This window comes from Pseudoxanthomonas sp. CCNWLW251, from assembly GCF_037402255.1.
GTDB lineage: Bacteria > Pseudomonadota > Gammaproteobacteria > Xanthomonadales > Xanthomonadaceae > Pseudoxanthomonas_A.
In genome coordinates this window covers 255622-280650 of the sequence record NZ_JBBEGA010000001.1, presented here as the reverse complement: position 1 = coordinate 280650, position 25029 = coordinate 255622, and the positions used below count along the sequence as shown (strand labels likewise).

24 protein-coding genes are annotated in these 25029 nt (G+C 66.6%); 11 read left to right on the top strand and 13 right to left on the bottom strand.

Features of this window, described 5'->3' with window-relative positions; translation table 11 throughout:
* Window positions 1-10: 10 nt before the first annotated feature.
* From WBN46_RS01270 to WBN46_RS01255, 4 genes are all read right to left on the bottom strand, one after another.
* Window positions 11-625 (bottom strand): hypothetical protein, encoded by a 615-nt coding sequence (locus WBN46_RS01270; protein ID WP_337729987.1) that lies wholly within the window; start codon window positions 623-625, stop codon window positions 11-13.
* 8 nt (window positions 626-633) lie between these two features.
* Window positions 634-2625, bottom strand: a complete 1992-nt coding sequence (locus WBN46_RS01265) for an acetyl/propionyl/methylcrotonyl-CoA carboxylase subunit alpha (RefSeq protein WP_337729986.1) — start codon at window positions 2623-2625, stop codon at window positions 634-636.
* A 5-nt stretch (window positions 2626-2630) separates the two neighbouring features.
* Entirely contained in the window at window positions 2631-3035 is a 405-nt protein-coding gene (locus WBN46_RS01260; RefSeq protein ID WP_337729984.1) for an endonuclease domain-containing protein, read from the bottom strand.
* Window positions 3036-3130: 95 nt separating this feature from the next.
* Window positions 3131-3934 (bottom strand): enoyl-CoA hydratase-related protein, encoded by an 804-nt coding sequence (locus WBN46_RS01255; RefSeq protein WP_337729983.1) that lies wholly within the window; start codon window positions 3932-3934, stop codon window positions 3131-3133.
* Window positions 3935-4042: 108 nt separating this feature from the next.
* Between WBN46_RS01255 and WBN46_RS01250 the strand changes: the two genes are divergently transcribed.
* From WBN46_RS01250 to WBN46_RS01240, 3 genes are read left to right on the top strand one after another with little or no spacing between them, the layout of a single operon-like run.
* On the top strand, window positions 4043-4288 hold the full coding sequence (locus WBN46_RS01250; protein WP_337729982.1) for a FeoA family protein: 246 nt from the start codon (window positions 4043-4045) through the stop codon (window positions 4286-4288).
* Window positions 4285-6147 carry a ferrous iron transporter B gene (locus WBN46_RS01245; protein ID WP_337729981.1) on the top strand — a complete coding sequence of 621 codons (1863 nt, stop codon included), beginning with the start codon at window positions 4285-4287 and terminating at the stop codon, window positions 6145-6147. The genes WBN46_RS01250 and WBN46_RS01245 overlap by 4 nt, the downstream gene beginning before the upstream one ends.
* Before the next feature lie 3 nt (window positions 6148-6150).
* Window positions 6151-6399: a DUF6587 family protein gene (locus tag WBN46_RS01240; protein ID WP_337729980.1), complete on the top strand. Its 249-nt coding sequence runs from the start codon at window positions 6151-6153 to the stop codon at window positions 6397-6399.
* A 9-nt stretch (window positions 6400-6408) separates the two neighbouring features.
* Here the strand turns inward: WBN46_RS01240 and WBN46_RS01235 are convergent, their stop codons facing one another.
* The 6 genes from WBN46_RS01235 to WBN46_RS01210 form a co-directional block, all read right to left on the bottom strand.
* Entirely contained in the window at window positions 6409-6777 is a 369-nt protein-coding gene (locus tag WBN46_RS01235; protein WP_337729978.1) for a hypothetical protein, read from the bottom strand.
* The gene (locus tag WBN46_RS01230; RefSeq protein WP_337729977.1) at window positions 6774-7316 is read right to left on the bottom strand and encodes a polymer-forming cytoskeletal protein; all 543 of its coding nucleotides are present in this window, start codon (window positions 7314-7316) and stop codon (window positions 6774-6776) included. The genes WBN46_RS01235 and WBN46_RS01230 overlap by 4 nt, the downstream gene beginning before the upstream one ends.
* 183 nt (window positions 7317-7499) lie before the next feature.
* Window positions 7500-9107 (bottom strand): carboxyl transferase domain-containing protein, encoded by a 1608-nt coding sequence (locus WBN46_RS01225; protein WP_337729976.1) that lies wholly within the window; start codon window positions 9105-9107, stop codon window positions 7500-7502.
* Window positions 9108-9379: 272 nt separating this feature from the next.
* A complete protein-coding gene (locus WBN46_RS01220) occupies window positions 9380-9757 on the bottom strand; it encodes a hypothetical protein (protein ID WP_142125236.1) in 378 nt (125 codons plus the stop codon).
* Between the two features lie 164 nt (window positions 9758-9921).
* The gene (locus WBN46_RS01215; protein WP_142125237.1) at window positions 9922-10266 is read right to left on the bottom strand and encodes a hypothetical protein; all 345 of its coding nucleotides are present in this window, start codon (window positions 10264-10266) and stop codon (window positions 9922-9924) included.
* A 170-nt stretch (window positions 10267-10436) separates the two neighbouring features.
* Entirely contained in the window at window positions 10437-11612 is a 1176-nt protein-coding gene (locus WBN46_RS01210; RefSeq protein ID WP_337729975.1) for a thiolase family protein, read from the bottom strand.
* 130 nt (window positions 11613-11742) lie between these two features.
* Here WBN46_RS01210 and WBN46_RS01205 point away from each other — a divergent pair, with 130 nt between their 5' ends.
* The gene (locus WBN46_RS01205; RefSeq protein WP_337729974.1) at window positions 11743-12531 is read left to right on the top strand and encodes a DUF2189 domain-containing protein; all 789 of its coding nucleotides are present in this window, start codon (window positions 11743-11745) and stop codon (window positions 12529-12531) included.
* A gap of 78 nt (window positions 12532-12609) precedes the next feature.
* Here the strand turns inward: WBN46_RS01205 and WBN46_RS01200 are convergent, their stop codons facing one another.
* Complete coding sequence (locus tag WBN46_RS01200; RefSeq protein WP_337729973.1) at window positions 12610-13782, bottom strand: isovaleryl-CoA dehydrogenase; 1173 nt, start codon at window positions 13780-13782, stop codon at window positions 12610-12612.
* A gap of 50 nt (window positions 13783-13832) precedes the next feature.
* A complete protein-coding gene (locus WBN46_RS01195; protein WP_192200966.1) occupies window positions 13833-14933 on the bottom strand; it encodes a Glu/Leu/Phe/Val dehydrogenase in 1101 nt (366 codons plus the stop codon).
* Between the two features lie 221 nt (window positions 14934-15154).
* Between WBN46_RS01195 and WBN46_RS01190 the strand changes: the two genes are divergently transcribed.
* From WBN46_RS01190 to WBN46_RS01165, 6 genes are all read left to right on the top strand, one after another.
* Window positions 15155-15778 carry a TetR/AcrR family transcriptional regulator gene (locus WBN46_RS01190; protein WP_337729972.1) on the top strand — a complete coding sequence of 208 codons (624 nt, stop codon included), beginning with the start codon at window positions 15155-15157 and terminating at the stop codon, window positions 15776-15778.
* A 19-nt stretch (window positions 15779-15797) separates the two neighbouring features.
* Entirely contained in the window at window positions 15798-16727 is a 930-nt protein-coding gene (locus WBN46_RS01185) for an alpha/beta fold hydrolase (protein ID WP_337729971.1), read from the top strand.
* Window positions 16728-16848: 121 nt separating this feature from the next.
* Window positions 16849-20448 (top strand): methylmalonyl-CoA mutase family protein, encoded by a 3600-nt coding sequence (locus WBN46_RS01180; RefSeq protein ID WP_337729970.1) that lies wholly within the window; start codon window positions 16849-16851, stop codon window positions 20446-20448.
* A 118-nt stretch (window positions 20449-20566) separates the two neighbouring features.
* Complete coding sequence (locus WBN46_RS01175; RefSeq protein WP_192200970.1) at window positions 20567-21160, top strand: hypothetical protein; 594 nt, start codon at window positions 20567-20569, stop codon at window positions 21158-21160.
* A gap of 348 nt (window positions 21161-21508) precedes the next feature.
* Window positions 21509-21787, top strand: a complete 279-nt coding sequence (locus WBN46_RS01170) for a type II toxin-antitoxin system RelE/ParE family toxin (protein ID WP_337729969.1) — start codon at window positions 21509-21511, stop codon at window positions 21785-21787.
* Between the two features lie 23 nt (window positions 21788-21810).
* Entirely contained in the window at window positions 21811-22101 is a 291-nt protein-coding gene (locus tag WBN46_RS01165; protein ID WP_337729968.1) for a HigA family addiction module antitoxin, read from the top strand.
* A 319-nt stretch (window positions 22102-22420) separates the two neighbouring features.
* Here WBN46_RS01165 and WBN46_RS01160 read toward each other — a convergent pair whose 3' ends face one another.
* Complete coding sequence (locus WBN46_RS01160) at window positions 22421-23197, bottom strand: type II toxin-antitoxin system RelE/ParE family toxin (RefSeq protein WP_337729967.1); 777 nt, start codon at window positions 23195-23197, stop codon at window positions 22421-22423.
* Between the two features lie 313 nt (window positions 23198-23510).
* Between WBN46_RS01160 and WBN46_RS01155 the strand changes: the two genes are divergently transcribed.
* The gene (locus tag WBN46_RS01155) at window positions 23511-25022 is read left to right on the top strand and encodes an AAA family ATPase (protein WP_337729966.1); all 1512 of its coding nucleotides are present in this window, start codon (window positions 23511-23513) and stop codon (window positions 25020-25022) included.
* Window positions 25023-25029: the final 7 nt, after the last annotated feature.

The window sequence follows — 25029 nt, the reverse complement described above, 5'->3', positions numbered from 1 at the left end:
GCGGTGGGGATCATGGCGTCACCGCGTCTTTTGCGCGCCGCATGCGCAATGCCTTGCCGCCGCCATCGAAGGCATCGAACAGGTCCGGATGGGTGCGCAGCAAGTCGCGCAGCTGCTCGGGACGCCCTTCGAACAGATACGTGCTGGCATCGGTCTCGCGGGCCTTCAACGTGCCCTGCTGCACCCGCTGCATGATGGCCACCGTGTCGAGCATCGCGATCTGCAGGGTATCGTCGCGGATGCGGTATTTCAGCAGCGTGACAGCGCCGGCAGGCATGCCCTTGGGGGTCGGGGGCGCCGTCTTGCCGGTGGCGAACAGTCCCTCCAGCTCCTCGAAGCCGAGCGCCAGGTAACGTTGCCCGTCTATCTCGAAACCCAGGGCATCGAAGCTCGGCGCGTCGGTCCGGCTGTTGTCGCGCAGGCGCACGTGGCAGCGGGCATCCACTTCGGCGTAGTCGTCCTTGCCCAGCGGCACCTTGTCCTGCGGGCTGTCGGCGAGCGGAATCCACCGGCCCACCAGCGCGGGGTCGCAGGTCAGCGGGGCGGGTGGCTGCTCGAACATCACGCAGCCCGCCAGCGCGAATGTTGCGAACAGCAGGGCGGTCGTCATGCGCGGGAAAGCCATGGAGGGGCTCACTCCAGCGTCACGAGCAATGTGTCGGCGTCGATGAAGTCGCCGGCACTGGCGCGCACTTCGGCCACCACGCCGTCGCGCGGAGCCTTCACCGCCAGTTCCATCTTCATCGCCTCCATCACGAGCAGCTCCTGTCCGGCTTTGACCGTGTCCCCCTGCTGTGCCTTGACCAGCACGACGCGCCCCGGCATCGGTGCGACGATCCTGCCGCCCGCCTCGATGCCTGCCGCCGCCACGCGACGGTAGACCGGCACCGTTTCCACCGTGGCCCGACGTTCCCCATCATGCAGCGTCAGGCGCGTGCCGTGGCGCTGGACGCGGAATCGCCGCGCCTCTCCCTGGATACGCAAACCAAGGAGGTCGCCGGTCAGCTTTGCGCCTTCCACCTCATACGTGGTGGTGGCCAGACGGATGCGGTAGGTACCGGCATGGCCATGGCCGGAGGCTTCCCAGGTCTCCTCCTGATGCTGGAATGCCAGCGGCCGCGCACCGGCATGTCCCAGTCGCCAGCCATCGCCGACGGCCCACGGCGAACCGGGATCGCTGGAATGGCGGGCACCCTGTCGCGCATCCGCTTCCTGCTGGAGCAGCGCCGCGACGGCGATCGCGACCTGCTGCACGGCATCCAGCCCGACGGCGGGCATGAACTCGTCCAGATGGCGGTCCAGGTAGCCGGTGTCGATGCGACCTTCGACGATGGCGGGGTGGCGGACCAGTCGTTCCAGGAAGCCGATGTTCGATTTCGGTCCGACGATCCCGCACTCGGCCAGCGCGGCGCGCAGCCCTGCGAGGGCCTCGGTGCGGTCCGCGCCCCAGACGATCAGCTTGGCGATCATCGGGTCGTAGAAGATGGTCACCGTGTCGCCTTCGATCACGCCCGCGTCGAGGCGGACCTGCGCCGAGGGTGCCGGCAGGACCAGCCTTTCCAGGCGGCCCGAGCCAGGCAGGAATCCTGCCTCGGGATCCTCGGCATACAGGCGCACTTCGATGGCGTGCCCGTGTTGCGTGATGGCGTCCTGCGCGAGCGGCAAGGGTTCGCCGGCGGCGACACGCAACTGCCACTCCACCAGGTCCTGGCCGGTGACGAACTCGGTGACAGGATGTTCCACCTGCAGTCGCGTGTTGATCTCCATGAAATAGAACTGGCCGTCGGGATCGACGATGAACTCGACGGTGCCGGCGTTGACGTAGTCGATGGCCTGTGCGGCCTGGACCGCCGCCTCGCCCATCGCATTTCGCAGCGACGGCGTCAGGAAGGGCGAGGGCGATTCCTCCAGCACTTTCTGGTACCGGCGTTGCGCCGAGCACTCGCGCTCGTTGAGGTGCAGGGTGCTTCCGTGCGTGTCGGCGAACACCTGGATCTCGATATGGCGCGGCGACTGCACGTAGCGTTCCAGCAGTACGCGGTCGCGGCCGAAGGCGTTGGCCGCTTCGCGCTGGCAGCTTTCGAGCTGGGCGATGAAATCCTCCAGCCGATGGACGATACGCATGCCCTTGCCACCGCCGCCGTGCGCGGCCTTGATCATCAGCGGGAAGCCGATGCGCGCCGCTTCGCGCGACAGGGTGTTCGGCGACTGGTCCTCACCGGTGTAGCCCGGCACCACCGGGACCCCGGCGGCGTCCATCAGGTCCTTCGCACCGGCCTTGCTGCCCATCTTGCGCATGGAGGCGCCGGAGGGACCGATGAACACGATGCCGGCGGCAGCGACGGCATCGGCGAAGTCGGCGTTTTCGGAGAGGAAGCCATAGCCGGGGTGGATGGCCTGCGCGCCGCTGCTCCTGGCCACCTCGATGATCGCATCACCCCGCAGGTAGCTCTCCTGGGGCCGCGGGCCGCCGATCGGGTAGGCTTCGTCGGCCTGGCGCACGTGCTGCGCATCGGCGTCGGCTTCCGAGTACACGGCGACAGTGCGGATGCCCAGCCGGCGGCAGGTGCGGATGACGCGGCAGGCGATCTCGCCGCGGTTGGCGATCAGGATCTTGGAGAACATCGCGTCTAGCCCTCCCCTTCAAGGGGAGGGTTGGGTGGGGATGGTGTTGCTTGGCTGTCTGCCAGCGCTGTAAGAATCACTTCGACGACCCCCTCGATATTCTCGAATACGTCATTGTTCCAGAATCTGAGTACTTTGAACCCGGCCCGCTCCAAGAAGTGGGTACGTATCGCGTCGTAGGCATGGTTGTCCGCGTGCTGGCTGCCATCCAGTTCCACCACGAGTTTCAGTTCAAGACACGCGAAATCCAGAATGTAGTCGCCGAAGGGATGCTGCCGCCGGAATCGGTAGCCGTCCAACTGGCGCTTCCGCAGGTACCGCCAGAGCCGATGTTCGGCGTCCGTCGGTTGGTTGCGCAGGATGCGCTGCAGTTTGTCCCGCAGGACCTTCCTGTTCGTCTGTCCCTGCATGGTGATTTCCTCCCTGAACACCATCCCCACCCAACCCTCCCCTTGAAGGGGAGGGCTTGAAGGCGCGCGTCGTGCTGTGGGGCTTGGTCACGTCATCAATCCTTGGCGACCCAATATGGTGCGCGCTTGTCGAGGAAGGCCGACAGGCCTTCCTGGCCTTCGCTGGAAACGCGCAACTTCGCGATCAGCTCCGCATTGTCGGCATCCATCCGGCCACGGTCGGAAGAAGCGGCGACGCGTGCGACCAACAGCTTCGCACCTGCCGCAGCGTGTGGCCCCGCCTTCAGCAGCAGGGCGAGCTGTCGCGCCACGGCCTCGTCCAGCTGCGCCGCCGGCACCACCTGATGCAGCAATCCGATCTGCAGCGCGGTGGACGCATCGAAGACCTCCGCCGTCGCAAACCATCGCCGCGCCTGCCGTGCACCGATGGCGGCGATGACATACGGCGAGATCACCGCCGGCAACAACCCCAGCTTGCTCTCGGTCAGGCCGAACTTCGCCTCGGGCACGCCGATGGCGATGTCGCAGCAGGCCACCAGGCCCACGCCGCCGCCGAAGGCCGCTCCATGCACGCGGGCAATCGTGGGTTTGGGCAGTTCGTCCAGCGTACGCATCAGGCGGGCGAGGGCGAGGGCGTCCTCGCGGTTGGCCTCCTCGCTGGCGGTGGCCATGCCACGCATCCAGTTCAGGTCCGCGCCGGCGGAGAACGAGACGCCGCTGCCTTCCAGCACGACGGCGCGAATGTCGGATTCAGCGCCGACCTGTTCGAGCGTGGTGGTCAGCGCGGCGATCAGCCCGGCGTCGAACGCGTTGTGGAGGGTGGGGCGGTCCAGCCGGATGCGCGCCACGGCGCCTGCGCGTTCCAGTACGAGGGGATGTTCCTGCGGTGATGCCGCCATGCCTGCCGTTCCCTTCAAAGTCGCTGAATGATAGCGGCACAGTGCGTTGCGGCCTTCCTGCACTGCGGCGATGCTACAATGAGAATAGTTCGCATTTGAGAGCCTGGCGTGATCCTGACAGAACTGCCTTCGCGTACCCCCGCCATCGTGGACACCGTGGAAGACCACGGGCCGCAGGACAACATCGCACGCCGCCTGCGCGAGCTGGGCTTCGTCAACGGCGAGGAAGTCGAAGTGGTCGCGAAGGGGCCGCTGGGTGCGGAGCCTCTGCTGGTGCAGGTGGGTTTCACGCGCTTCGCGCTGCGCCGCTCCGAAGCGGCCCGTGTGCGATTGCGCAACGGAGCCGCATCATGAGCGCCGCCGAGGCATCGACGCTGCGGCTGGCGCTGGTCGGTAATCCGAATTGCGGCAAGACAGCGCTGTTCAACCAGTTGACCGGCAGCCGGCAGAAGGTCGCCAACTACGCCGGCGTCACCGTCGAGCGCAAGGAAGGCCGGCTGCATTCGTCGGCGTCGGGGCGCAGCTACGCGGTGCTGGATCTGCCGGGTGCCTACAGCCTGCACGCCGCCAGCCTGGACGAAGCCGTCACCCGCGACGTCTGCCGCGGCTTCTATCCCGGCGAACCGGCACCGGATGTGCTGGTCTGCGTGGTGGATGCCACCAACCTGCGCCTGCACCTGCGCTTCGCGCTGGAAGTGCGCGAGCTGGGCAAGCCGATGATCTTGGCGGTCAACATGATGGATGCCGCGCAGCGTCGCGGCATCGCCATCGACCTGGCGGCGCTGGAGCGCGAACTCGGCGTGCCGGTGGTCGAAACCATCGCGGTGAAGCATGGCGGTGCGCGTGCGCTGGTCGAGCGCATCGATGCCGTCGCCGCACAGCCGCACGAGCCACGCACGCACTTGGCGGAAGGCGCCGATCCACATGCGGAAACACGTCGCCTGCTGTCGCTCGCGGTCGCCATGCCCACGCGGACGGCGAAGATCGACGATGCATTGGATCGCTGGTTGCTGCACCCGGTGTTCGGACTGCTGGCATTGATCGTGGTGATGTTCCTGATCTTCCAGGCGGTGTATGCCTGGGCGACGCCGATGATGGACATGATCGAAGCGGGCACGGGCTGGCTGGGCGGACAGGCGGGCGGCCTGCTTCCCGAAGGGCCGCTCAACAGCCTGCTGGTCGACGGCATCATCGGCGGTCTGGGTGGTGTGGTCGTGTTCCTGCCGCAGATCCTGATCCTGTTCGCCTTCATCCTGGCACTGGAAGAAAGCGGCTACCTGCCCCGCGCGGCGTTCCTGCTGGACCGCATGATGGCATCGGCCGGCCTGTCGGGCCGCTCCTTCATTCCGCTGCTGTCGAGCTTCGCCTGCGCCATCCCCGGCATCATGGCCACGCGCAGCATCCAGGACCCGCGCGACCGTTTGGCGACGATCCTGGTCGCACCGCTGATGACGTGCTCGGCGCGCCTGCCGGTGTACGCACTGCTGATCGGTGCATTCGTGCCGAACGAGAAGGTGGGCATCTTCAACCAGCAGGGCCTGGTGCTGTTCGGCCTGTACGCAGCAGGCATCCTCAGTGCGTTGCTGGTGTCATGGGTGATGAAGAAGTGGCGCCGCGACAAGGGCGAGCACGCGCTGTTGCTGGAACTGCCTTCCTACCGCATTCCGCACCCGCGCGACCTGCTCATCGGCCTGTACGAGCGTGCGATGATCTTCCTCAAGCGCGTCGGCGGCATCATCCTGGCGCTGACCATCCTGCTGTGGTTCCTGCTGAACTTCCCGGCACCGCCGGAAGGCGCAATGGGTCCCGCGATCGATTACAGCTTCGCCGGCCGCATCGGTCATGCGATGGCGGTGTTCTTCGCGCCACTGGGCTTCAACTGGCAGATATGCATCGCGTTGATTCCCGGCTTGGCCGCACGTGAAGTGGCAGTTGCCTCGCTGGCGACGATCTATGCCCTGTCGGCGGCCGACGATGACGCAGCCATCCAGGCGTTGACGCCCGTGATCAGCGACGGCTGGTCGCTCGCGACCGCACTGTCGCTGCTGGTGTGGTTCATCTACGCGCCGATGTGCATCTCGACCCTCGCCACGATCAAGCGCGAGACCAACTCGTGGAAGCAAATGGGCTTTGCCACGTTCTACCTGTTCGCGCTGGCCTACCTCGCCTCGCTGGTGACTTACCAGGTCGCCAAGGCACTGGGCGCGGGCTGAGCCATGGACGCGTCGCTCGCCCTGCAATACGCCATCATCGCCGTCGCGGTGGTGATCAGCCTGTGGGTCGTGCTGAAGAAGCAGTTCCCGGGGCCACTGCGCAGGCTGCGAGGCGCGCTGGCGTTGCCGCTTTTGCGGCAGGGAAGCGTGGGCTGGCGGTATCGGCTGGGGCGCTGGATCGCGCCGCCGCCCTCAGGCGCGGATGCGTCCTGTGGCGGCTGCAACAGTTGCGGGCCCGACAAGAAGGGATGAGCCTGCGCGTCAGTGACGCGTGCGCCGTCCCGCCGCCTTGCCGGTGGCGGGATTGAGCTCCACCGACAGCACGAAGCTGCGCTGCTCGTGCGGCTGCATCGCACCGACACCGACCACCTGACGGGTGACTTCCTCCCCACGATCGTTACGGATCGACAGCACCACGCTGTACTCCCATGCCGCGCCTTCCGCAGGCGGCTGCAGCGTGCCCTCGATCCGCAGCGGTGTCAGCGCGGGCGTGGTCTGGGCACCTGCGCCGGGTTCGAAGCGCAGGTGGTGGCGGCAGCCCGGACAGACCGCCGCGCTTTCCAGGATCGTCGCCTTGCAGTGCGGGCAGGTGCGGGTGGCGCCGGCACTGCCTGGGCGGGGTTGGCTCATGCGGCGGCGCCGGGCTCCGTGCCGTTGTCCTTGCCCTTGCCGCCCTTGGCAGGCTCATCCCAGCCGAAGTCGGCCTGGCCGCGCATGCGGGACCCAGCGGCCACCGTGAGCGATCCTGACTTCACGTCGCCGATCAGTACGCCCGATGCCAGCAGTTCGACGCGTGCGGCGGACTCGATGTTGCCTTCCAGCTCGCCCGCGATGGTCACCTTCTTCGCCCGCACGCCACCATTGAGCTTGGCGCCGGTTTCGATGGTGAGGTCGCCCTGCACGTTCACGTCGCCCTTGAAGCGGCCTGCGATGCGAATGTGGCCGGTGCCTTCGATCTTGCCCTCGATGGTCAGGTCGGCGGCGATCAGCGATTCCTTCAGGGCCTCCTGGGGAGCGCTGCGTTCAACCGGACGCGTGCCCGGCGGTGCGGTGACGGCGGGCGAGAACTCCGCCGCCGTGGCGGTGTCGCGCACGGGAAGGGAGGTGGGTTCCGGCGGCAGGTTGCCGGCCTCTTTCTTCGCGGGGCCTTGGTCTTTCCAGATGGACATGCAGGGGATGCTCCGGGTGGCAGGACTCCGGACTATCGCCGCCCGTCCGCGCGCGCGCTGTGACCTGCACAGCCGATTGGCGGCGTGGCGCATGCGGCGCGGGCGCGGTTCACCCTGGAGTCGGGCTTGTGCACGCGGCGCTCACAACAATGAAGAGGGCGCGGGCCGGGCACGCACCTGGCACTACATCCGGAACACGCCGAACTTCGCCGGTTCGATCGGCGCGTTGAGCGAGGCCGAGATGCCCAGCCCCAGCACCCGGCGCGTATCGGCGGGGTCGATGATGCCGTCATCCCAGAGGCGCGCAGTGGCGTACCACGGGCTGCCCTGCGATTCGTACTGCTCGCGGATCGGCGCCTTGAAGGCGTCCTCTTCGTCTGGGCTCCACGACTTGCCCGCGGCCTCGATGCCGTCGCGCTTGACCGTCGCCAGCACGCTCGCCGCCTGTTCGCCGCCCATCACGCTGATCCGCGCATTCGGCCACATCCAGAGGAAGCGCGCGCCGTAGGCACGGCCGCACATGGCGTAGTTGCCGGCACCGAAGCTGCCGCCGATGACCACGGTGAACTTCGGCACGGATGAGCAGGCGACAGCCGTGACCATCTTCGCTCCGTCCTTCGCGATGCCGGCGTTCTCGTATTTGCGGCCGACCATGAAGCCTGTGATGTTCTGCAGGAACACCAGCGGGATGCCGCGCTGGTTGCACAACTCGATGAAGTGCGCGCCCTTCAGGGCACTTTCCCCGAACAGGATGCCGTTGTTGGCGATGATGCCCACCGGGTAACCGTGCAGGTGCGCGAAGCCGGTGACCAGGGTCTTGCCGTAGCGGGCCTTGAACTCGTCCAGCTCGCTGCCGTCGGTGATGCGAGCGATGACCTCGCGGATGTCGAACGGGCGGCGGGTGTCCTTGGGCACGATGCCGTACAACTCCTCGGCCGGATACAGCGGTTCGCGCGTGTCGCGCACCGCGACGGGCAGGGTCTTGCGGCGATTGAGATGCCCGATGATGCCGCGCGCGATCTCCAGCGCGTGGCGATCGTCCAAGGCGAAATGATCGGCCACGCCGGACACGCTGGTGTGCACGTCGGCGCCGCCAAGGGCTTCGGCATCGACCACCTCGCCGGTGGCAGCCTTCACCAGCGGCGGGCCACCGAGGAAGATCGTGCCCTGTTCCTTGACGATGACCGATTCGTCGCACATCGCCGGCACGTAGGCGCCGCCCGCAGTGCAACTGCCCATCACCACCGCGACCTGCGGGATGTTCTCGGCCGACAGGCGGGCCTGGTTGTAGAAGATGCGGCCGAAGTGCTCGCGGTCGGGGAATACTTCGTCCTGCAGGGGCAGGAAGGCGCCGCCGGAGTCCACCAGGTACACGCAGGGCAGGCGGTTCTCGCGCGCGATCTCCTGCGCGCGCAGGTGCTTCTTCACCGTCATCGGGAAGTAGGTGCCGCCCTTGACCGTGGCATCGTTGGCGACGATCACCACCTCGTTGCCCATCACGCGGCCGATGCCGCAAACCATGCCGGCGGCGGGTGCCGCGCCGTCGTACATCTCCTCGGCGGCCAGTGGCGCGATTTCGAGGAAGGGCGAGCCGGGGTCGAGCAGGGCGGTGATGCGATCCCGTGCCAGCAGCTTGCCGCGTTCGGTGTGCTTGTTGCGCGCTTTCTCGCCTCCCCCCTCGGCAGCGTGCGCCAGACGGCGGTCGAGTTCCTGCACCAGTACGCGGTGATACGCGTTGTTGGCGAGGAAATCGGGCGAGCGCGGATCGAGTTGCGAAGCGATGGCGGGCATGCGGCACGACGAAGCAGGAAAGGCGGCATCAGACCACAAAGCCCCGCACGCGCCAAACCGCACTGCAAAAAACGGCTGGGAGCGGTTTTCGACATCGCGTGTCGATGGCCCGAAGTGTGGCGGCCATGGATGGCCTGCCACAAAAAACGGCCGGGAGCTGTTTTTGACATCGCGTGTCGATGGCCCGAAGGGTGGCGGCCATGGATGGCCTGCCACAAAACAACAAGGCCCGCTTGCGCGGGCCTTGTCCGATTCGCGATGAGGCGAGTCGATTACTGCTTGGCTTCTTCAGCCTTGGCGTCGGCCTTGTCGGCGACTTCAGCAGCCTTGTCGGCCGTCGCCTGGGCGGCGTCGGACACGGCGCCAGCAGCGGCGGCGGTTGCGTCGGAAGCGGCAGCTTCGGTGGCGGCAGCGGCGTCCGAGGCAGCGGCGGTCGCGGCAGCAGCGGCGTCGGCGGTCGCGGCCGTCGCAGCGTCGCCAGCGGCGGCAGCGGCGTCGCCGGCAGCGGAAGCGGCGTCACCGGCAGCAGCGGCAGCCTGGTCGGCAGCAGCGGCGGCGTCGGCAGCAGCGGCGTCGGTGGTCTCGCTCTTCGTGCAGGCGCTCATGGCCAGGACGGCGGCGACCAGCAGGACGGTGCTCTTGATCTTCATTGTGGATCCCCAAATCGGTAGGTGTGGAAGGTGGCGCCGGGAGGGCGGGTCCGTTCGTCCACCGGTGGGGGGCGAACCGGGAAGCCAGGCCCGGATACAGAAAAAGCCGCCAGCGAACTGGCGGCTCTCTCAGTTTAACGCTAAATCAGTCAACCGCCAGCAGATTACTGCTTGGTGGCTTCCTTGGCAGCGTCGGTCGCGGCTTCGGCCGTGTCGGCAGCCTGGCCAGCGGCGTCGGCAGCAGCGTCAGCGGCTTCCGTCGTGGTGGCGGCAGCAGCGTCGGTCGCGGCGGTGGCAGCGGCGTCGGCGGCGGTGGCAGCGGCGTCGGCCGACTGCTGGGCGGCGTCGGCGGTCACTTCGCCAGCGGCAGCGGCGGCGTCAGCGGCAGCCTGGGCTTCGGTCGCGGTCGCAGCGGCGTCAGCAGCGGCGTCGGCAGCCTGTTCCTGGTTCGAGCACGCAGCCAGGGCGAAACCCAGAGCCAGCGCGATCAGAGCCTTGTTCATGGTCATCGTTGAATTTCCTCGTCGTTAGTTAGGCAACGCGCAATTGCGCGCCTGCAACATGATGACAAGCCCATTACGGCTGTCAAGCGGTTGGCCGGTTATCTTTGTCAATCCGTTGTTAAACCTTATGGGACGGGCGAAAACCGGCCGCTTCGCCCCCCCGACTGCGCAAAATATCAGACGAGTTCGATCGCGATCGCGGTGGCCTCGCCGCCGCCGATGCAGAGCGTGGCGATGCCGCGCTTGCCGCCGCGCTGGCGCAGGGCGTGCACCAGGGTCACCACCAGACGGGCGCCGGAGGCACCGATCGGATGGCCCAGCGCGCAGGCACCGCCGTTGACGTTGACCTTGGCGTGCGGGATGCCGAGCTCCTTGATCGGCGCCATGGCGACGACCGCGAAGGCTTCGTTGACCTCGAACAGGTCCACCTGCTCCACCGTCCAGCCGACCTGCTTGAGCAGCTTGTCGATGGCCGAGACGGGCGCGGTGGTGAACCACTCCGGTGCCTGCGAGTAGGTCGCATGGCCGACGATCTTCGCCAGCGGCTGGATGCCACGCTTCGCGGCTTCCTCGGCGCTGAGCAGCACGGTGGCGGCGGCGCCGTCGGAGATGCTGGACGAACTGGCGGCGGTGACGCTGCCGTCCTTCTTGAAGGCGGGTTTCAGGGTGGGGATCTTGGCGATGTCGGACTTGCCCGGCTGTTCGTCGGTGTTGACCTCGACCTCGCCCTTGCGGGTGGCGACCTTGACCGGAATGATCTCGTCGTTGAACGCACCGGAAGCCTGCGCGGCCTGGGCACGGGTCACCGACTCGATGGAATACGCATCCTGCTCCTCGCGGGTGAAACCGAACTTGGCGACGGTGGCCTCGGCGAACACGCCCATGGCCTGGCCGTCGTAGGGGTTGGTCAGGCCATCCCATGCCATGTGGTCCACCGCCTGGAAATTGCCGTAACGGTTGCCAGTGCGCGAGTTGGGGATCAGGTGCGGGGCGTTGCTCATGGATTCCATGCCGCCGGCGATGACCACCGTGGCCGAACCGGCCTTGATCAGGTCATGCCCCAGCATGATCGCCTTCATGCCCGAACCGCAGACCTTGTTGATGGTGGTGGCGCCGGCCGCATCCGGTATGCCGGCGGCTCGCGCGGCCTGGCGGGCAGGTGCCTGGCCCAGGTTGGCGGGCAGCACGCAGCCCATGATCACTTCGGACACGTCGGCACCCGGGACGCCCGACTGCTCCAGCGCGGCGGCGATGGCGGCGGCGCCCAGCGTGGGCGAGGGAACGCCATTGAACTGGCCGAGGAACGAACCGATGGCGGTGCGCTTGGCGGCGGCGATGACGATGTCGGACATGGAAGACTTCCCGCGTGGAGTGAGAGGCTGATTATCCCGCCCCGGCCCGACGGCGGGCAAATCGGCCGTTGGTACAGGGCAGCGGCCTGGTCCGGACCGGCGTATCCTCGAGGCGGGAGGGGGAGAAGACATGTCAGACGGACCCACGACGGAGCCGGCCGCGCGCGCCTTCATCGTGCCGTGCGCGGTGCTCGACCATGGGGCGCCGTGGCGCTGGCTGCGCGCCGGCTGGCGCGACATGCGCCGCGCGCCCGCCCTGTCGTTGTTGTTCGGCGGGGTGATCGTGCTGGTGAGCGCCGGCATTTCTTGGCTGGCGTTCGTGCTGGGCCGGTTCGCGCTCCTGGCGACGCTGCTGTCCGGATTCGTGTTCGTCGCACCATTGCTCTGCGTGGGCCTGTACTGCGTGAGCCGCGCGCTGGAACAGGGCCGCACGCCGCGCCTGCGCGATTCGTTCGTGCTCGCGCGGCGGGTGCTGGGCCAGGCGGGCGTGTTCGCGCTGGGGCAGGGCGTGATCATCCTGCTGTGGTCGCGCGCCGGGATGATGGTCAGCGCGTTCTTCCCGTTCGACGGCAGTGACCCGACCGCGTTCTGGGAATTCCTTGCGCTGGGGTCCGCTGTCGGCGCGGTGTTCGCCACGCTCACCTTCGCCGTTACCGCCTTCTCGTTGCCGATGATCGCCGACCGCGACGTGGACATGGTGACGGCGGCCGTTTCCAGCGTGCATGCGGTGATGCGCAACAAGCGCGTGATGCTGGTGTGGGGCCTGCTGCTGGTGGCGCTGACGGCGGTTGGCTTCGCCACGGCGCTGCTGGGGCTGGGTCTGCTGATGCCATGGCTTGCGTATGCCAGCTGGCATGCCTATCGGGAGACGCTGGATGCGTCTTCGTGGCCTGTCCTGGAGGAGGCAGGCCTGGCGTAGGGCGGGCTTGAGCCCGCCTTCGCGATGGACGCACGTACGGGACAGCGGGCCGGGGCCCGCCCTACGACGACCTCCAGATCATCCCCGACCGTCGAACAATTCCCGGCCTATCAACATGCGGCGGATTTCGTTGGTGCCGGCGCCGATGGCGTAGAGCTTGGCGTCGCGCAGCAGGCGGCCCGCAGGGTACTCGTTGATGTAGCCGTTGCCGCCCAGCGCCTGGATGGCTTCCAGCGTCACCTGCACGGCGGCTTCCGAGGCGTGCAGCAGGCAACCTGCGGCCGCGGCACGCGATCCCTGGCCTTCGTCGAAACCGCGCGCCACCTGATAGGCGAATGCGCGGCTCGACTGCAGTGCGGTGTACATGTCGGCCAGCTTGCCCTGCATCAGGCCGAAGGTGCCGATGGCTGCGTCGAACTGCTTGCGCTCGCGCACGTAGGGCAGGGTGATGTCGAGCGCCGCCTGCATCAGGCCGATCGGACCGCCGCTCAGCACCAGGCGTTCGGTGTTGAGGCCGCTCATCAAGACGCGCACGCCCTGGTTCACCTCGCCCAGCACGTTCCCGGCGGGAATCTCGCAGTTCTCGAACACCAGTTCGCAGGTGTTGCTGCCGCGCATGCCCAGCTTGTCCAGCTTCTGCGCGGTGGAGAAGCCCTTCATGCCGCGCTCGACGATGAAGGCCGTCATGCACTTGCTGCCCGCATCCTTGCCGGCGGTGCGCATGTAGACCAGCAGCACATCGGCTTCCGGTCCGTTGGTGATCCACATCTTGTTGCCGTTGGCCACCCAGACGCCGTCACGGAGTTCGGCACGGCAGCTCATCGAGCCGACCACGTCCGAACCCGCCCCCGGCTCGCTCATCGCCAGCGCGCCCTTCCACTCGCCGCTGCACAGCTTCGGCAGGTACTTCGCGCGCTGGGCGGCGTTGCCGTTGAGGTAGAGGTTGGACACGCACAGGTTGGAGTGCGCGCCATAGCTCAGGCCGACCGAACCGGACGCGCGCGAGATCTCCTCCATCGCGACCAGATGGGCCAGGTAGCCCATGCCGCTGCCGCCGAATTCCGGATCCACGGTGATGCCCAGCAGGCCCAGTTCGCCCAGCTTGGGCCACAGGTCCTGCGGGAATGCGTTGTCGTGGTCGATCTGCGCCGCGCGCGGCGCGATCTCGGTCTGCGCGAACCGCTGCACGGCCTCGCGCAGCGCGTCCAATTCTTCGCCCAGCGGAAATCCGCTGACGGTATCCGGTCGCATTCGGTCCTCCCTCCTATTGCGGCCCATCCAGGTTGTATCTGCAACTTACCTCAATGCTCGCCGCGCAGGTGCCCCATGAAGCGTGGCGCGGTGCGGCCCAGCGGCAGCTTGAGCTTGCCGATGGCCGTCATGCGGGCCTCGGCGATGCGGTCGGCCGCATACTGCGGCGCGATGCCTTCCTTCTCTGACAGGTCGAAGATCTTGCCGACGGTGTGGTAGATCGTCCGCATCATGCGCATCGCGCGCTCGCGGTTGTAACCGTCGATTTCCAGCGACACGTTCATCACGCCGCCCGCGTTCACCGCGTAATCGGGCGCGTACAGGATGCCGCGCTTGGCCGCTTCCACGCCGGTCACGTGCGACATCTGGTTGTTCGCCGTGCCGCAGATCACCTTCGCCTTCAGGCGGGGCAGGGTCTGTTCGTTGATGGCGTACTCCAGCGCGCACGGGCTGAACACGTCCACCGGCAGGTCGTAGATCTCGTCCGGCTTCACCGCTTCCGCGCCGTACTCTTCGACCGCGTGTTCGACCAGCGCCGGATTGAGGTCGGTGACGAACAGCTTGGCGCCGCGTTCCTTCAGCAGCTTCACGTACTCCATGCCGATGTGGCCCAGGCCTTGCACGGCGAAGCTGTACTTGCCGATCTCCTCGTTGCCGAACTTGCGGTTCAGCGTGGCCATCAGGCCCTGCAGCGCACCGTAGGCGGTGAACGGGGCCGGGTCGCCGGAGCCGCCATGCACCTGGTGCACGCCCACCACGTATTCGGTCTCGCGGTAGACGTTCTCCATGTCGTTGACATCGGTCCCCACGTCCTCGGCGGTGATGTAGCGGCCGCCCAGCGAATCGACGTAACGCCCGAAGCTGCGGAACAGGACTTCGGTCTTGTCCTTGCTGCTGTCGCCGATGAGTACCGCCTTGCCGCCGCCGACATTGAGGCCGGCCAGTGCGTTCTTGTAGGTCATCGTGCGGCTCAGGCGCAGCGCGTCGTTGAGCGCCAGCGCACTGTCGGCGTAGGGCCGCATGCGCACACCGCCCAGCGCCGGACCCAGCACGGTGCTGTGGATGGCGATGATGGCCTTCAGCCCGGCATCCGGGTTGTGGCAGAAGACGACCTGTTCGTGGCCGGAGGTATCAAGGGTTTCGAAGATCATGGGTGGGCTCCGGTGCGCGGGTGGGGACCGGCGCGGGCTTGCCTTCAGCGTGGCTAACGGGTTGTCAGAAAAGAAAAAAGCGACGTTTCCGGAACACGGCCGTGGTCGTCGCTGGCGGCCAGTTTAATCCAATCGGCCGCGGGCGATATGACAAGGGACCGGCGGCGGAGCGTGACGTCGGCCTATTGTGAGAATCGAACGACCGTGCTATTCCTGTTGTCATGACGCCCCAGGCCGCCACCCACAAAGGCAATGCCACCCGCGAGATGATCGTCGCGCGGGCCTACGACATCGCGGCCCGGAACGGGCTGGAAGGCCTGTCCATCGGCGAACTGGCCACCGCCGCCGGCATGTCGAAGAGCGGCGTGTTCGCGCATTTCGGGTCGCGCGAGGACCTGCAGCTGACCGTGCTGGAGTGGACTGCCGAGCGCTACGCGCGTGCCGTGATCGTGCCGGCGGTGGGCCTGCCACGCGGCCTGCCGCGCCTGCGCGCGATCATGGAGAACTGGTTCCGCTGGGTCTGCGACAACCCCGATGGCTGCGTGATCCTGGCCGCCGCCCATGAGTACGACGCCCGCCCGGGCCTGCTGCGCGACCGCATCGTCGACTGGCTGCTGCAGCTGCGCCAGCAACTGGTCAAGGCGATCGGCATGTGCATCGATACCGGCGAATTGTCGCCGAAGACCGATCCGGTCCTACTGGCATTCGAACTGTTCGCTGTCGCGCAGGGCCTGCATGACGCCCGGCTCTACGACGCCGAACAAGCTCCGTTGCTCGCCCGTCGTTCCCTGGACCGCCTGCTGGCGTCCTACGGCGCCCCCGCGCCGTCTCCCCCCACCGCCTGATTCCTGCCGAGGTGCCGTCATGGCTGCTGTCTCTGCCCCACGAAATAGCACGATCGTTCGCAAACCATGGGCACTGTCGCTGCTGAGCGCCCGCTTCGCGGTAGGCAGCTGGCTGGCTCCGCGCAGCACGCTGGCCCGGGCCTTCCAGCTGTTCTGCACGCCGATGCCCGGTGCCCGCACCCGTGCCCGCCAGAGCGAGACCGGCGGTGCACGTATCGGCGAACTGGCCTTCGGCCGCGAACGTCTGGCCACGTACACCTGGGGTGACCCGCAGCGCGAACCCACCGTGTTGCTGGTGCACGGCTGGTCCAGCTTCGGCCTGCGCTTCCTGCCGTGGGTGGAGCCGCTGCGCCGCGCCGGCTACGCGGTGGTCGCGTTCGACCAGCCGGCACATGGCCGCAGCAGTGGCCGGCGCGCGACCCTGCCGATGTTCGCCGAGGCGGCGGCGCGGGTGGCCGGACACACCGGGCCACTGGCGGCGGTCGTGGGGCATTCGCTCGGCGGCGCGGCAGCGGCGATCGCGATGGCGCGCGGAATGCAGGCCGAACGCGTGATCCTGCTGGCGCCCGCCGCCGATCCCTTCGATGCCGCGCGCCGTTTCGGCGGCATGGTGGGGCTGGCGCAGTTCCTCAGCCGGCGCCTGTTCGACGAGTACCAGGAACTGACCGCCCACGACGTGCGCGAACTGCACGCCCATGCCACCGCCCCGCGCATCGCGCGCCCGGGCCTGATCGTGCACGACCTGGAAGACACCGACGTGCCGTGGTGCGAAGGCGAACGCTATGCGCGCTACTGGCCGCAGGCCACGCTGCTCAGCACCACCGGGCTGGGCCACCACCGGGTGACCATCGCGCCGGAGACACTCGACGCCGCATTGCGCTTCCTGCGTGGCGAATCCGTCGGCCAGCGCGTGGTCTCCACGCGCGAGCTGCCGTTCGGGCTGTGCTGACACGCGCCACCGCACGCCACCGTAGGGTGTGCGTGCCGTGTCCACTGGTGTGCAATTGGTGAGGTCGTGACACGCGAACGGCTACAATCCCGCGTCTGTCCGCACCTGTAAGTGAGCACGCGTGAGCACACCCGCCAGCCAGTTTCCCGCAGCCCAGGCCGATGCCACGCCGCTGCGCTTCGTGACCGCCGCCAGCCTGTTCGACGGGCACGACGCCGCCATCAACATCATGCGGCGGCTGATCCAGGGCGAGGGCGCGGAAGTGGTCCACCTGGGCCACAACCGCAGCGTGGAAGACGTGGTGCGCGCGGCCTTGCAGGAAGACGCCGACGGCATCGCGCTGTCCAGCTACCAGGGCGGCCACGTCGAGTACTTCAAGTACATGGTCGACATGCTGAAGGAGCGCGGTGCCGGCCACGTGCGCGTGTTCGGCGGCGGCGGCGGCACCATCACGCCGGAGGAGATCGCCGAACTGCAGGCCTACGGCGTGGAGCGCATCTACCACCCCAACGACGGCATGAAGATGGGCCTGGTGGAGATGATCCAGGACGTGGTCAAGCGCGCCGAGGACGCGCGCCACCCGGTCAACGGCCAGCGCGAATGGAACGCCGCGGTCGTGCCCGCGCTCACCGACGAAGCCGGCATCGGCCGCATGCTCAGCACCATCGAGGACGGCGTGCTGTCCGAATCCGAACTGGAGAAGCTGCGCGCGCAATGGGCCAAGGGCCCGCATGCGCCGTTCCCCGCCCGCGCCACGCCCGTCATCGGCATCACCGGTACCGGCGGCGCCGGCAAGTCGTCGGTCACCGACGAGCTGATGAACCGCTTCCTGTCGTGCTTCCCGCAGATGCACATCGCGGTGATCTCGGTCGATCCCACCCGCCGCCGCACCGGTGGCGCGCTGCTCGGCGACCGCATCCGCATGAACGCGCTGCGCAGCGAGCGCATCTACATGCGCTCGATGGCCACGCGCCGCCAGCACGTGGCCACCAACGCCGTGCTGAAGGACTGCATCGCCTTCCTGAAATCGCTCGGCTTCGACCTGGTCATCGTGGAAACTGCCGGCATCGGCCAGAGCGATTCGGAGATCGTCGACCTGGTCGACTTCCCCATGTACGTGATGACCAGCGACTACGGCGCGGCCAGCCAGCTGGAGAAGATCGACATGATCGACTTCGCCGAGCTGATCGTGCTGAACAAGTACGACAAGCGCGGCGCCGAGGATGCCCTGCGCGACGTGCGCAAGCAGTGGAAGCGCAACCGCGTGGCGTTCCAGACCCCGGACGCCGACGTGCCGGTGTATCCCACTATCGCCAGCCAGTTCAACGACCCCGGCGTCAGCTGGATGTTCGCCAACCTGTGCCGCCTGCTGCGCGACAAGCTGCAGCTGCCGGCGGAGAAGTGGACACCGGACATCGACACCACGCTGAAGGAACCGCGCGCCACCGTGCTGATCCCCGGCGCGCGTGTGCGCTACCTGGCCGAGATCGCCGAGCAGGGCCGCGGCATCAACCGCCGCATCGAAACCGAGGCAGAAACCGCCAGCCGCGCGCAGCACTACTGGAATGCGCTGAAGGACCTGGACGATCCGGCGTTGCCGAAGGCGCTGGAGCTGTATGCCACCGACGCTCTTGTAGGAGGGGCTTCAGCCCCGACCTCCGCAGGCCATCCGGTCGGGGCTGAAGCCCCTCCTGCAGCGGACCGCTCCCTGTTGACCCTGCGCCAGCGCTACAACGACGCCATCCAGTCGCTGTCGTCGGAAGCCTTGAAGCTGCTGCGCGAATGGCCCGCACGCCACAAGGCGGTGACCGATCCGGTCAACGAATACGAAGTGCGCGGCAAGACCATCCGCATCGACAACTACACCACCTCGCTCAGCCACCAGCAGATCCCGAAGATTGCGCCGCCCAAGTACCGCAGCTGGGGCGAGCAGCTGACCTTCCTGCAGAAGGAAAACCTGCCCGGCAGCTATCCCTACACCGGTGGCGTGTACCCGTACCGCCGCACCGGCGAGGATCCCATCCGCATGTTCGCCGGCGAGGGCACGCCGGAGCGCACCAATCGCCGCTTCCATTACCTCAGCGTCGGCCAGCCGGCCGCGCGCCTGTCCACCGCCTTCGACAGCGTCACGCTGTACGGTGAGGACCCGGCGCCGCGCCCGGACATCTACGGCAAGATCGGCAACTCCGGCGTCAACATCCCCACGCTGGACGACATGAAGAAGCTGTACTCCGGCTTCGACCTGTGCGCGCCCACGACGTCGGTGTCGATGACCATCAACGGCCCGGCGCCGATCATCCTGGCGATGTTCATGAACACCGCCATCGACCAGCAGGTGGAGAAGTACCTGAAGGCCGACGACGCGCGCTGGGCCGAGGCGCAGCAGAAGATCGAGGCGTTCTTCGAAGGCCGCGTGCGCCCGCAATACCACGGCGAGCTGCCGCCCACCAATAATGGTCTGGGCCTGGGCCTGCTGGGCATCACCGGCAACCAGCTCGTGGACGAAGACACCTACGCCCGCATCAAGGCCCAGACGCTGGCCACCGTGCGCGGCACCGTGCAGGCCGACATCCTCAAGGAAGACCAGGCGCAGAACACCTGCATCTTCAGCACCGAGTTCGCCCTGCGCATGATGGGCGACATCCAGCAGTACTTCGTCGACAACGCGGTGCGCAACTTCTACTCGGTGAGCATCAGCGGGTACCACATCGCCGAGGCCGGGGCGAACCCGATCAGCCAGCTCGCCTTCACGCTGAGCAACGGCTTCACCATCGTGGAGTACTACCTGGCGCGCGGCATGAAGATCGACGACTTCGCGCCCAACCTGTCGTTCTTCTTCAGCAACGGCATGGACCCGGAGTACACCGTCATCGGCCGCGTCGCCCGCCGCATCTGGGCCCGCGCGATGCGCGAGCGCTACGGCGCCAACGAGCGCAGCCAGATGATGAAGTACCACATCCAGACCTCCGGCCGGTCGCTGCACGCGCAGGAGATCCAGTTCAACGACATCCGCACCACGCTGCAGGCGTTGTACGCGCTGTTCGACAACTGCAACAGCCTGCACACGAATGCCTATGACGAGGCGATCACCACGCCGACGGAAGAGAGCGTGCGCCGCGCGGTGGCCATCCAGATGATCATCAACAAGGAGCTGGGGCTGAACTTCAACGAGAACCCCTGGCAGGGCAGCTTCGTCGTCGATGAGCTGACGGACATCGTGGAAGAAGCGGTCTACAAGGAGTTCGAGGCGATCAGTGAGCGCGGTGGCGTGCTCGGCGCCATGGACACCATGTACCAGCGCGGCAAGATCCAGGAAGAGTCGCTGTACTACGAGCACAAGAAGCACGACGGCAGCCTGCCGCTGGTGGGCGTGAACACGTTCCTGCCGCGCGAGCACGGCGGCGAGATCGCCACCGAGATCGAGCTGATCCGTTCGACGGAAGAAGAGAAGGCCCAGCAGATCGCCAACGTGCGCGCCTGGCAGACCTCGCGCAACGCGCTGGCGCCGGAAGGCGAGACCGACCACAGCCACGCCGCAGCGATGGAAGAACACGCCGCGCCCGAAGTGCACGACGGCCACGGCCTGGCCTACCTGCAGCGCACCGCGCGCGAGCGCCGCAATGTGTTCGAGGCGCTGGTCGAGGCGGTGAAGACGCACAGCCTGGGACAGATCAGCCACGCGCTGTACGACGTGGGTGGCGAGTACCGGCGGAATATGTAATCCGCTCCACGAAAAACCCCGCATCAGCGGGGTTTTTCTTTGGGCGCGGCGCGGGGCTGACGTGTCACTTCCCGTCGCTTATAGTCCCGCCCACGGGGACACTGACAGGGGCGGGGCCATGGAAATTGCACAGAAGAAGCACTCCAACCGGGTGCGTTACGTCTTTGGCGACGACGAGCTGGACTATCAGCTGCAGGACAGCTCGGGCAGCCGTTCGTTCTCGGTAGGGTATGCGGGCATCAGCCGCGACCGGCAGACGCTGGTCGAGCGCAACCAGTGGCTGCGCAACGTGGGCCTGCTGTGGATCCTGCTCGGCGCGGTGTTCACGGGCATCAGCCTGACCGGCGACCAGGGCCTGAAGATTTCCGTGTGGCTGTGGGTGGGCCTGGCCTGCTACGGCGCCTACCACTTCTTCTCGACGCGCTACACGATCATCCCCACCGAGTCCGGCAACCTGCTGGTCATCGACGATGCAGACGGCCAGCGGATCCTCGACGAGATCGCCTCGCGTCGCGCCGGTTACCTGCGCCGCGAGTTCGATTTCATGCCCGAGAGCGAATCGCCGGAACAGCATCGCGGTCGTTTCAAGTGGCTGCACCGTGAGGGTGCGCTGTCGGAAGACGAGCTCAAGCAGCGGCTTGCCACCATCGATGCGATGGATCCCGGTCGCGCGACGGTGGTGGCGCCGGAGCCGGGTGCGCGGCTCAACTGATCCGTCGCCGAACGATGCAGCTTCGTAGGCCGGGTTGATAAACCCGGCATCGGATCCCTCCCTGCACGGGATGCTTCGAAGAGTCCCTCTCCCTGCGCAGCGGGGAGAGGGTGCCGAAGGCGGGTGAGGGGCGAGCGGAGAGGCGGACGTGTCGGCGCCCGGTTCGCTACCGCGCCCGGCCCCTCATCCGCCCTCCGGGCACCTTCTCCCCGCTACGCAGGGAGAAGGGAGCAGCGACGGCTTGCGCGCTTACTGGTACGTCCCCGGCCCGCGCCAGATCAGTTTCGCCGTGGCGGTAGATGCGCACGACGGGTTGCGTCCTATGACGGCCGGCGTTATGGTGGCCCTGTGATCCGGGACTTCGCCGACAAGGAAGCCGAGAAAGTCTGGAACGGCACGCCCTCGCGGCGTCTGCCGGCCGGCATGCAAGCCGTGGCTCGCCGCAAGCTGCGCATGCTGAACAACGCGGCCACGCTGGATGATCTGCGCATTCCGCCCGCGAACCGGGAGGCGCTGAAGGGCGACCGCAAGGGCCAGCACAGCATCCGGATCAACGATCAATGGCGTGTCTGCTTCCGCTGGAAGGATGGCGACGCGCACGATGTGGAAATCGTCGATTACCACTGAACTGTCATCAGAGGAGTTCTTCCATGAAGACCTTGCCCAATATCCATCCCGGTGAAGTGCTGCTGGAAGAGTTCCTGCTGCCGATGGGCATCAGCCAGAACGCGCTGGCGCGCGCTGCGGACGTGCCGCCGCGCCGTATCAATGAGATCGTGCTCGGAAAGCGCGGCGTCACGGCCGACACGGCGGTCAGGCTGGCGGCAGCGCTGGGTACGAGCGAGCGTTTCTGGCTGGGTCTGCAGGCGGACTACGATCTGGAAGAGGCGCATCGCGTGCTTGGAAAGGCGGTCACACGGATCGAGCGGATCGCGGCGTGATGCATGCGGCGCATGGCGCCGCTCAACCAGCTACGAGAAAACCCGCTTCGGCGGGTTTTTCTTTGGGCCGTCCCACCGAAGTCTCCATCTCCCTGCGCAGCGGGGGTCAGGATGACCTGCTTGCGCGGCATGCCGCGCAGGTCATCAGAACGCCGGGCGTGCTGCGCCCGGCCGGGGTGGGTGCCGAAGGCGGGTGAGGGGCGAGCGGAGAGGCGGACGTGTCGGCACCCGGTTCGCTACCGCGCCCGGCCCCTCATCCGCCCGTTGGGCACCTTCTCCCCACTGCGCAGGGAGAAGGGAGCAGCGGCGGCTTGCGCGCTTACCGGTACGCCCCCGGTCCGCGCCAGATAAGTTCGCCGCGGCGATAGATGCGCATTACGTTGACCACGTCGCGGGCGTCGCCGATGGTGGCCAGGTCGGGGTCGTTGGGTTGCATCAGGCGGCAGCCGCCGGAGCCGCGGGTGGCGACGATCTCCAGGGCGCAGACCATCAGTTCGCGGCGGCCGGGCAGGGGAAAGGAGACTTCCTTCATGCCCTGGGCCTGCCACTCGGCGACTTTCAGTTCGTTGCGCAGGTCGTAGTAGATCTGGTGGCCGTCCACTTCCATGCTGGGGGTGGCGGCGTTGCCCTGCTGGTTGCCCTGGCGCTGGCCGGTGCCGATCGTCGGGCCGTAGTTCTCGGGGGCGGTTTCCTGGGCCAGCATGCCGGGGGGCTGGCCCCAGCGGGCGGAGCGGCGCCAGGCGGGTGGGCTGGACGGGGGGCGGTCCTGGGGTGGGGCGATGGCCTGTTGGCTGGCGGGGGGCTGGGATTGGGCTTCGTCGGGGGCGACGGGGTTCTCGGCTTCGGTCACGCGGGTGGCGTCCACCGGGGAGGTGACGCGGGTGGTGACGAGGGGCTTGAGGGGTTTGGGGCGTTCGCTGGGGTTCTGGGTGCCGGTCGGGGGGACGGGCGGGTTGGGGGTGGCGTCGGTGGGGTCGCCCAGGAAGTCGACTTTGACGCGGGCGCCGCCAGAGCTGCTGCTCTCGGGCTGGGACAGGGTGATCTTGGAGGAGTGCAGCAGGGCCAGGACGAACAGGACGTGCACGAGCAGGCTCACCAGGGAGGCGATCCTGCGTTCGTGCCGTTTGATGTAGACGTCTTCCCTGTCTAGGGGGCGATTCAGTGCTGCGCGCATGCGGCTCGGCGCGCGTCGGGGGGTGGGGCCATCATGAGGGTGGGCGAGGAGTGGGGGCCGGCAACAGCGCTCGACGAAGCGCATGATGCCGGTTGCGGCGGTTTCGACCAAGTCGGTTCAAGAAAAGGTAGTGGCAAGAATTCAGCCTTTATGGGGGCAAGTTCAGTGACTTAGGTATAGTCGCTCGGGGTGTGCGCTGCCGAAGGTCTGTAGTTTCCAAGGAAAGGGGTGGGGGATGGCGTCGATCGAAATTTCCGGTCTCAAACACATCGCGTCGCTGAACTTCGAGATTCCACGCCCTGGAGTTCATCTGCTCGCAGGGTCCAATGGTGCAGGCAAGACGACGCTTCTAGCGTGTCTGCGCCGCATCTTCGACAGCAACTCTTTTCGCCGCCATTTCGCGACATCGCGACAGAGTGATCAACTGGATCGCTTCGGAGCAGCGCGAGTGACGTATCGACTGGGTGGCAATAGCGTCACCTATGGATATGCCGGTGAGCGTTGGGTGCCAACGCCACGATCGAATAGTGTTCTGTTGCGAGCGCTGGGCTATCCCGAGGGGCGCTATTTTGGCGCCACGGCTGATCGTATAACCCCCAATCCTGAAGACTTCGAGCCGCGTCGTGTGCGACCGGCGGCTCAAGAGATTCGTGATGCTGCGAATCAGATTTTTGGAACTACAAAATTCGATCACTTGCGTACTATCAATTTGCGGCCAGGGTCTGGTAGCAAGGCTTTCCTTATACAGACTGCAGCGGCGCCACTTCGCGCTCAGTACTACTCGGAGCGAAACTTCAGTCTTGGTGAGCTATGCGTTCTCAAGATGCTCCGAGACCTCCAAGGTATTCCGCGAAAATCTCTACTGCTTGTTGATGAGTTGGAACTTGCTCTTCACCCGAGGGTTCAGATCGCTCTACTGCGCTATCTTGAGCGGATCGCAACCGAGCAAGAGTTGACGGTTATTTTCTCGACACACTCCGTTAGTTTGCTGAAGGCTGTGAAGCGGCGTCAGATCATGTATCTGGAAGCAAATGGGGCGGACGTAGCCACAGTAGTTGGTTGTTTCCCGACCTACGCGCTGGGTGGTATCGCTTCGTCGGAGGAGGCTGCACCAGACGTTTTGGTGTATGTCGAAGATGATGCGGCCATGTACATTTCAGAGTCGCTGGTTCAACTTACAAAGGGGGCATTGTTTGCTGATGAGTACAGACTCTATCCGACGGTGCAGGTCGTGCCCGTCGGAACTTTCATGAGCGTGATAAATCTCGTGCGTCGTGGAACGGCAATGCTGCCTGATACAACTCGCATCGCGATGCTTCTGGATGCGGATGTTAAGAACGAAACTGTCGCGGACTGGGTCGCAAACGCGAAGCATGACAAGCTCGCGGTCGTGCAGGAGGTTGAGGACGAGATGAACTTTTTGCCGTGGACGCCCGAGGTGGGGCTTGCAGAGTTCTTGAAGAACACGACCGCTGAGGCCCAGGCGGCGCTACGAGCAAAATTCGCCGATCATCGGATACACATCACTCAGGAGCTTATTGGTGCTCTGCCGTTGCAGCCAGGAAAGCCGCAGCGTGACGCTTGCAAGGCTGCACTCGGGCGAGTCATCGATCACATTCGTGCCGTGAAGGCAACCCAATCGCGTGAACATATCGAGCGCCAAATATTCGAAGTGTTCGCTGAGTATTACTTCCAGCACAACCGGAATGCAGTGTTGGCACTGTTCGCACCAATGATTCGGAACTGAGTTAAGT

Bases quoted from the DNA above. Each gene is read 5' to 3' on its own strand.
- WBN46_RS01270 (WP_337729987.1), bottom strand. From the start codon at position 625: ATGGCTTTCCCGCGCATGACGACCGCCCTGCTGTTCGCAACATTCGCG.
- WBN46_RS01265 (WP_337729986.1), bottom strand. From the start codon at position 2,625: ATGTTCTCCAAGATCCTGATCGCCAACCGCGGCGAGATCGCCTGCCGC.
- WBN46_RS01260 (WP_337729984.1), bottom strand. From the start codon at position 3,035: ATGCAGGGACAGACGAACAGGAAGGTCCTGCGGGACAAACTGCAGCGC.
- WBN46_RS01255 (WP_337729983.1), bottom strand. From the start codon at position 3,934: ATGGCGGCATCACCGCAGGAACATCCCCTCGTACTGGAACGCGCAGGC.
- WBN46_RS01245 (WP_337729981.1), top strand. From the start codon at position 4,285: ATGAGCGCCGCCGAGGCATCGACGCTGCGGCTGGCGCTGGTCGGTAAT.
- WBN46_RS01240 (WP_337729980.1), top strand. From the start codon at position 6,151: ATGGACGCGTCGCTCGCCCTGCAATACGCCATCATCGCCGTCGCGGTG.
- WBN46_RS01235 (WP_337729978.1), bottom strand. From the start codon at position 6,777: ATGAGCCAACCCCGCCCAGGCAGTGCCGGCGCCACCCGCACCTGCCCG.
- WBN46_RS01230 (WP_337729977.1), bottom strand. From the start codon at position 7,316: ATGTCCATCTGGAAAGACCAAGGCCCCGCGAAGAAAGAGGCCGGCAAC.
- WBN46_RS01225 (WP_337729976.1), bottom strand. From the start codon at position 9,107: ATGCCCGCCATCGCTTCGCAACTCGATCCGCGCTCGCCCGATTTCCTC.
- WBN46_RS01220 (WP_142125236.1), bottom strand. From the start codon at position 9,757: ATGAAGATCAAGAGCACCGTCCTGCTGGTCGCCGCCGTCCTGGCCATG.
- WBN46_RS01215 (WP_142125237.1), bottom strand. From the start codon at position 10,266: ATGACCATGAACAAGGCTCTGATCGCGCTGGCTCTGGGTTTCGCCCTG.
- WBN46_RS01210 (WP_337729975.1), bottom strand. From the start codon at position 11,612: ATGTCCGACATCGTCATCGCCGCCGCCAAGCGCACCGCCATCGGTTCG.
- WBN46_RS01205 (WP_337729974.1), top strand. From the start codon at position 11,743: ATGTCAGACGGACCCACGACGGAGCCGGCCGCGCGCGCCTTCATCGTG.
- WBN46_RS01200 (WP_337729973.1), bottom strand. From the start codon at position 13,782: ATGCGACCGGATACCGTCAGCGGATTTCCGCTGGGCGAAGAATTGGAC.
- WBN46_RS01195 (WP_192200966.1), bottom strand. From the start codon at position 14,933: ATGATCTTCGAAACCCTTGATACCTCCGGCCACGAACAGGTCGTCTTC.
- WBN46_RS01190 (WP_337729972.1), top strand. From the start codon at position 15,155: ATGACGCCCCAGGCCGCCACCCACAAAGGCAATGCCACCCGCGAGATG.
- WBN46_RS01185 (WP_337729971.1), top strand. From the start codon at position 15,798: ATGGCTGCTGTCTCTGCCCCACGAAATAGCACGATCGTTCGCAAACCA.
- WBN46_RS01175 (WP_192200970.1), top strand. From the start codon at position 20,567: ATGGAAATTGCACAGAAGAAGCACTCCAACCGGGTGCGTTACGTCTTT.
- WBN46_RS01165 (WP_337729968.1), top strand. From the start codon at position 21,811: ATGAAGACCTTGCCCAATATCCATCCCGGTGAAGTGCTGCTGGAAGAG.
- WBN46_RS01155 (WP_337729966.1), top strand. From the start codon at position 23,511: ATGGCGTCGATCGAAATTTCCGGTCTCAAACACATCGCGTCGCTGAAC.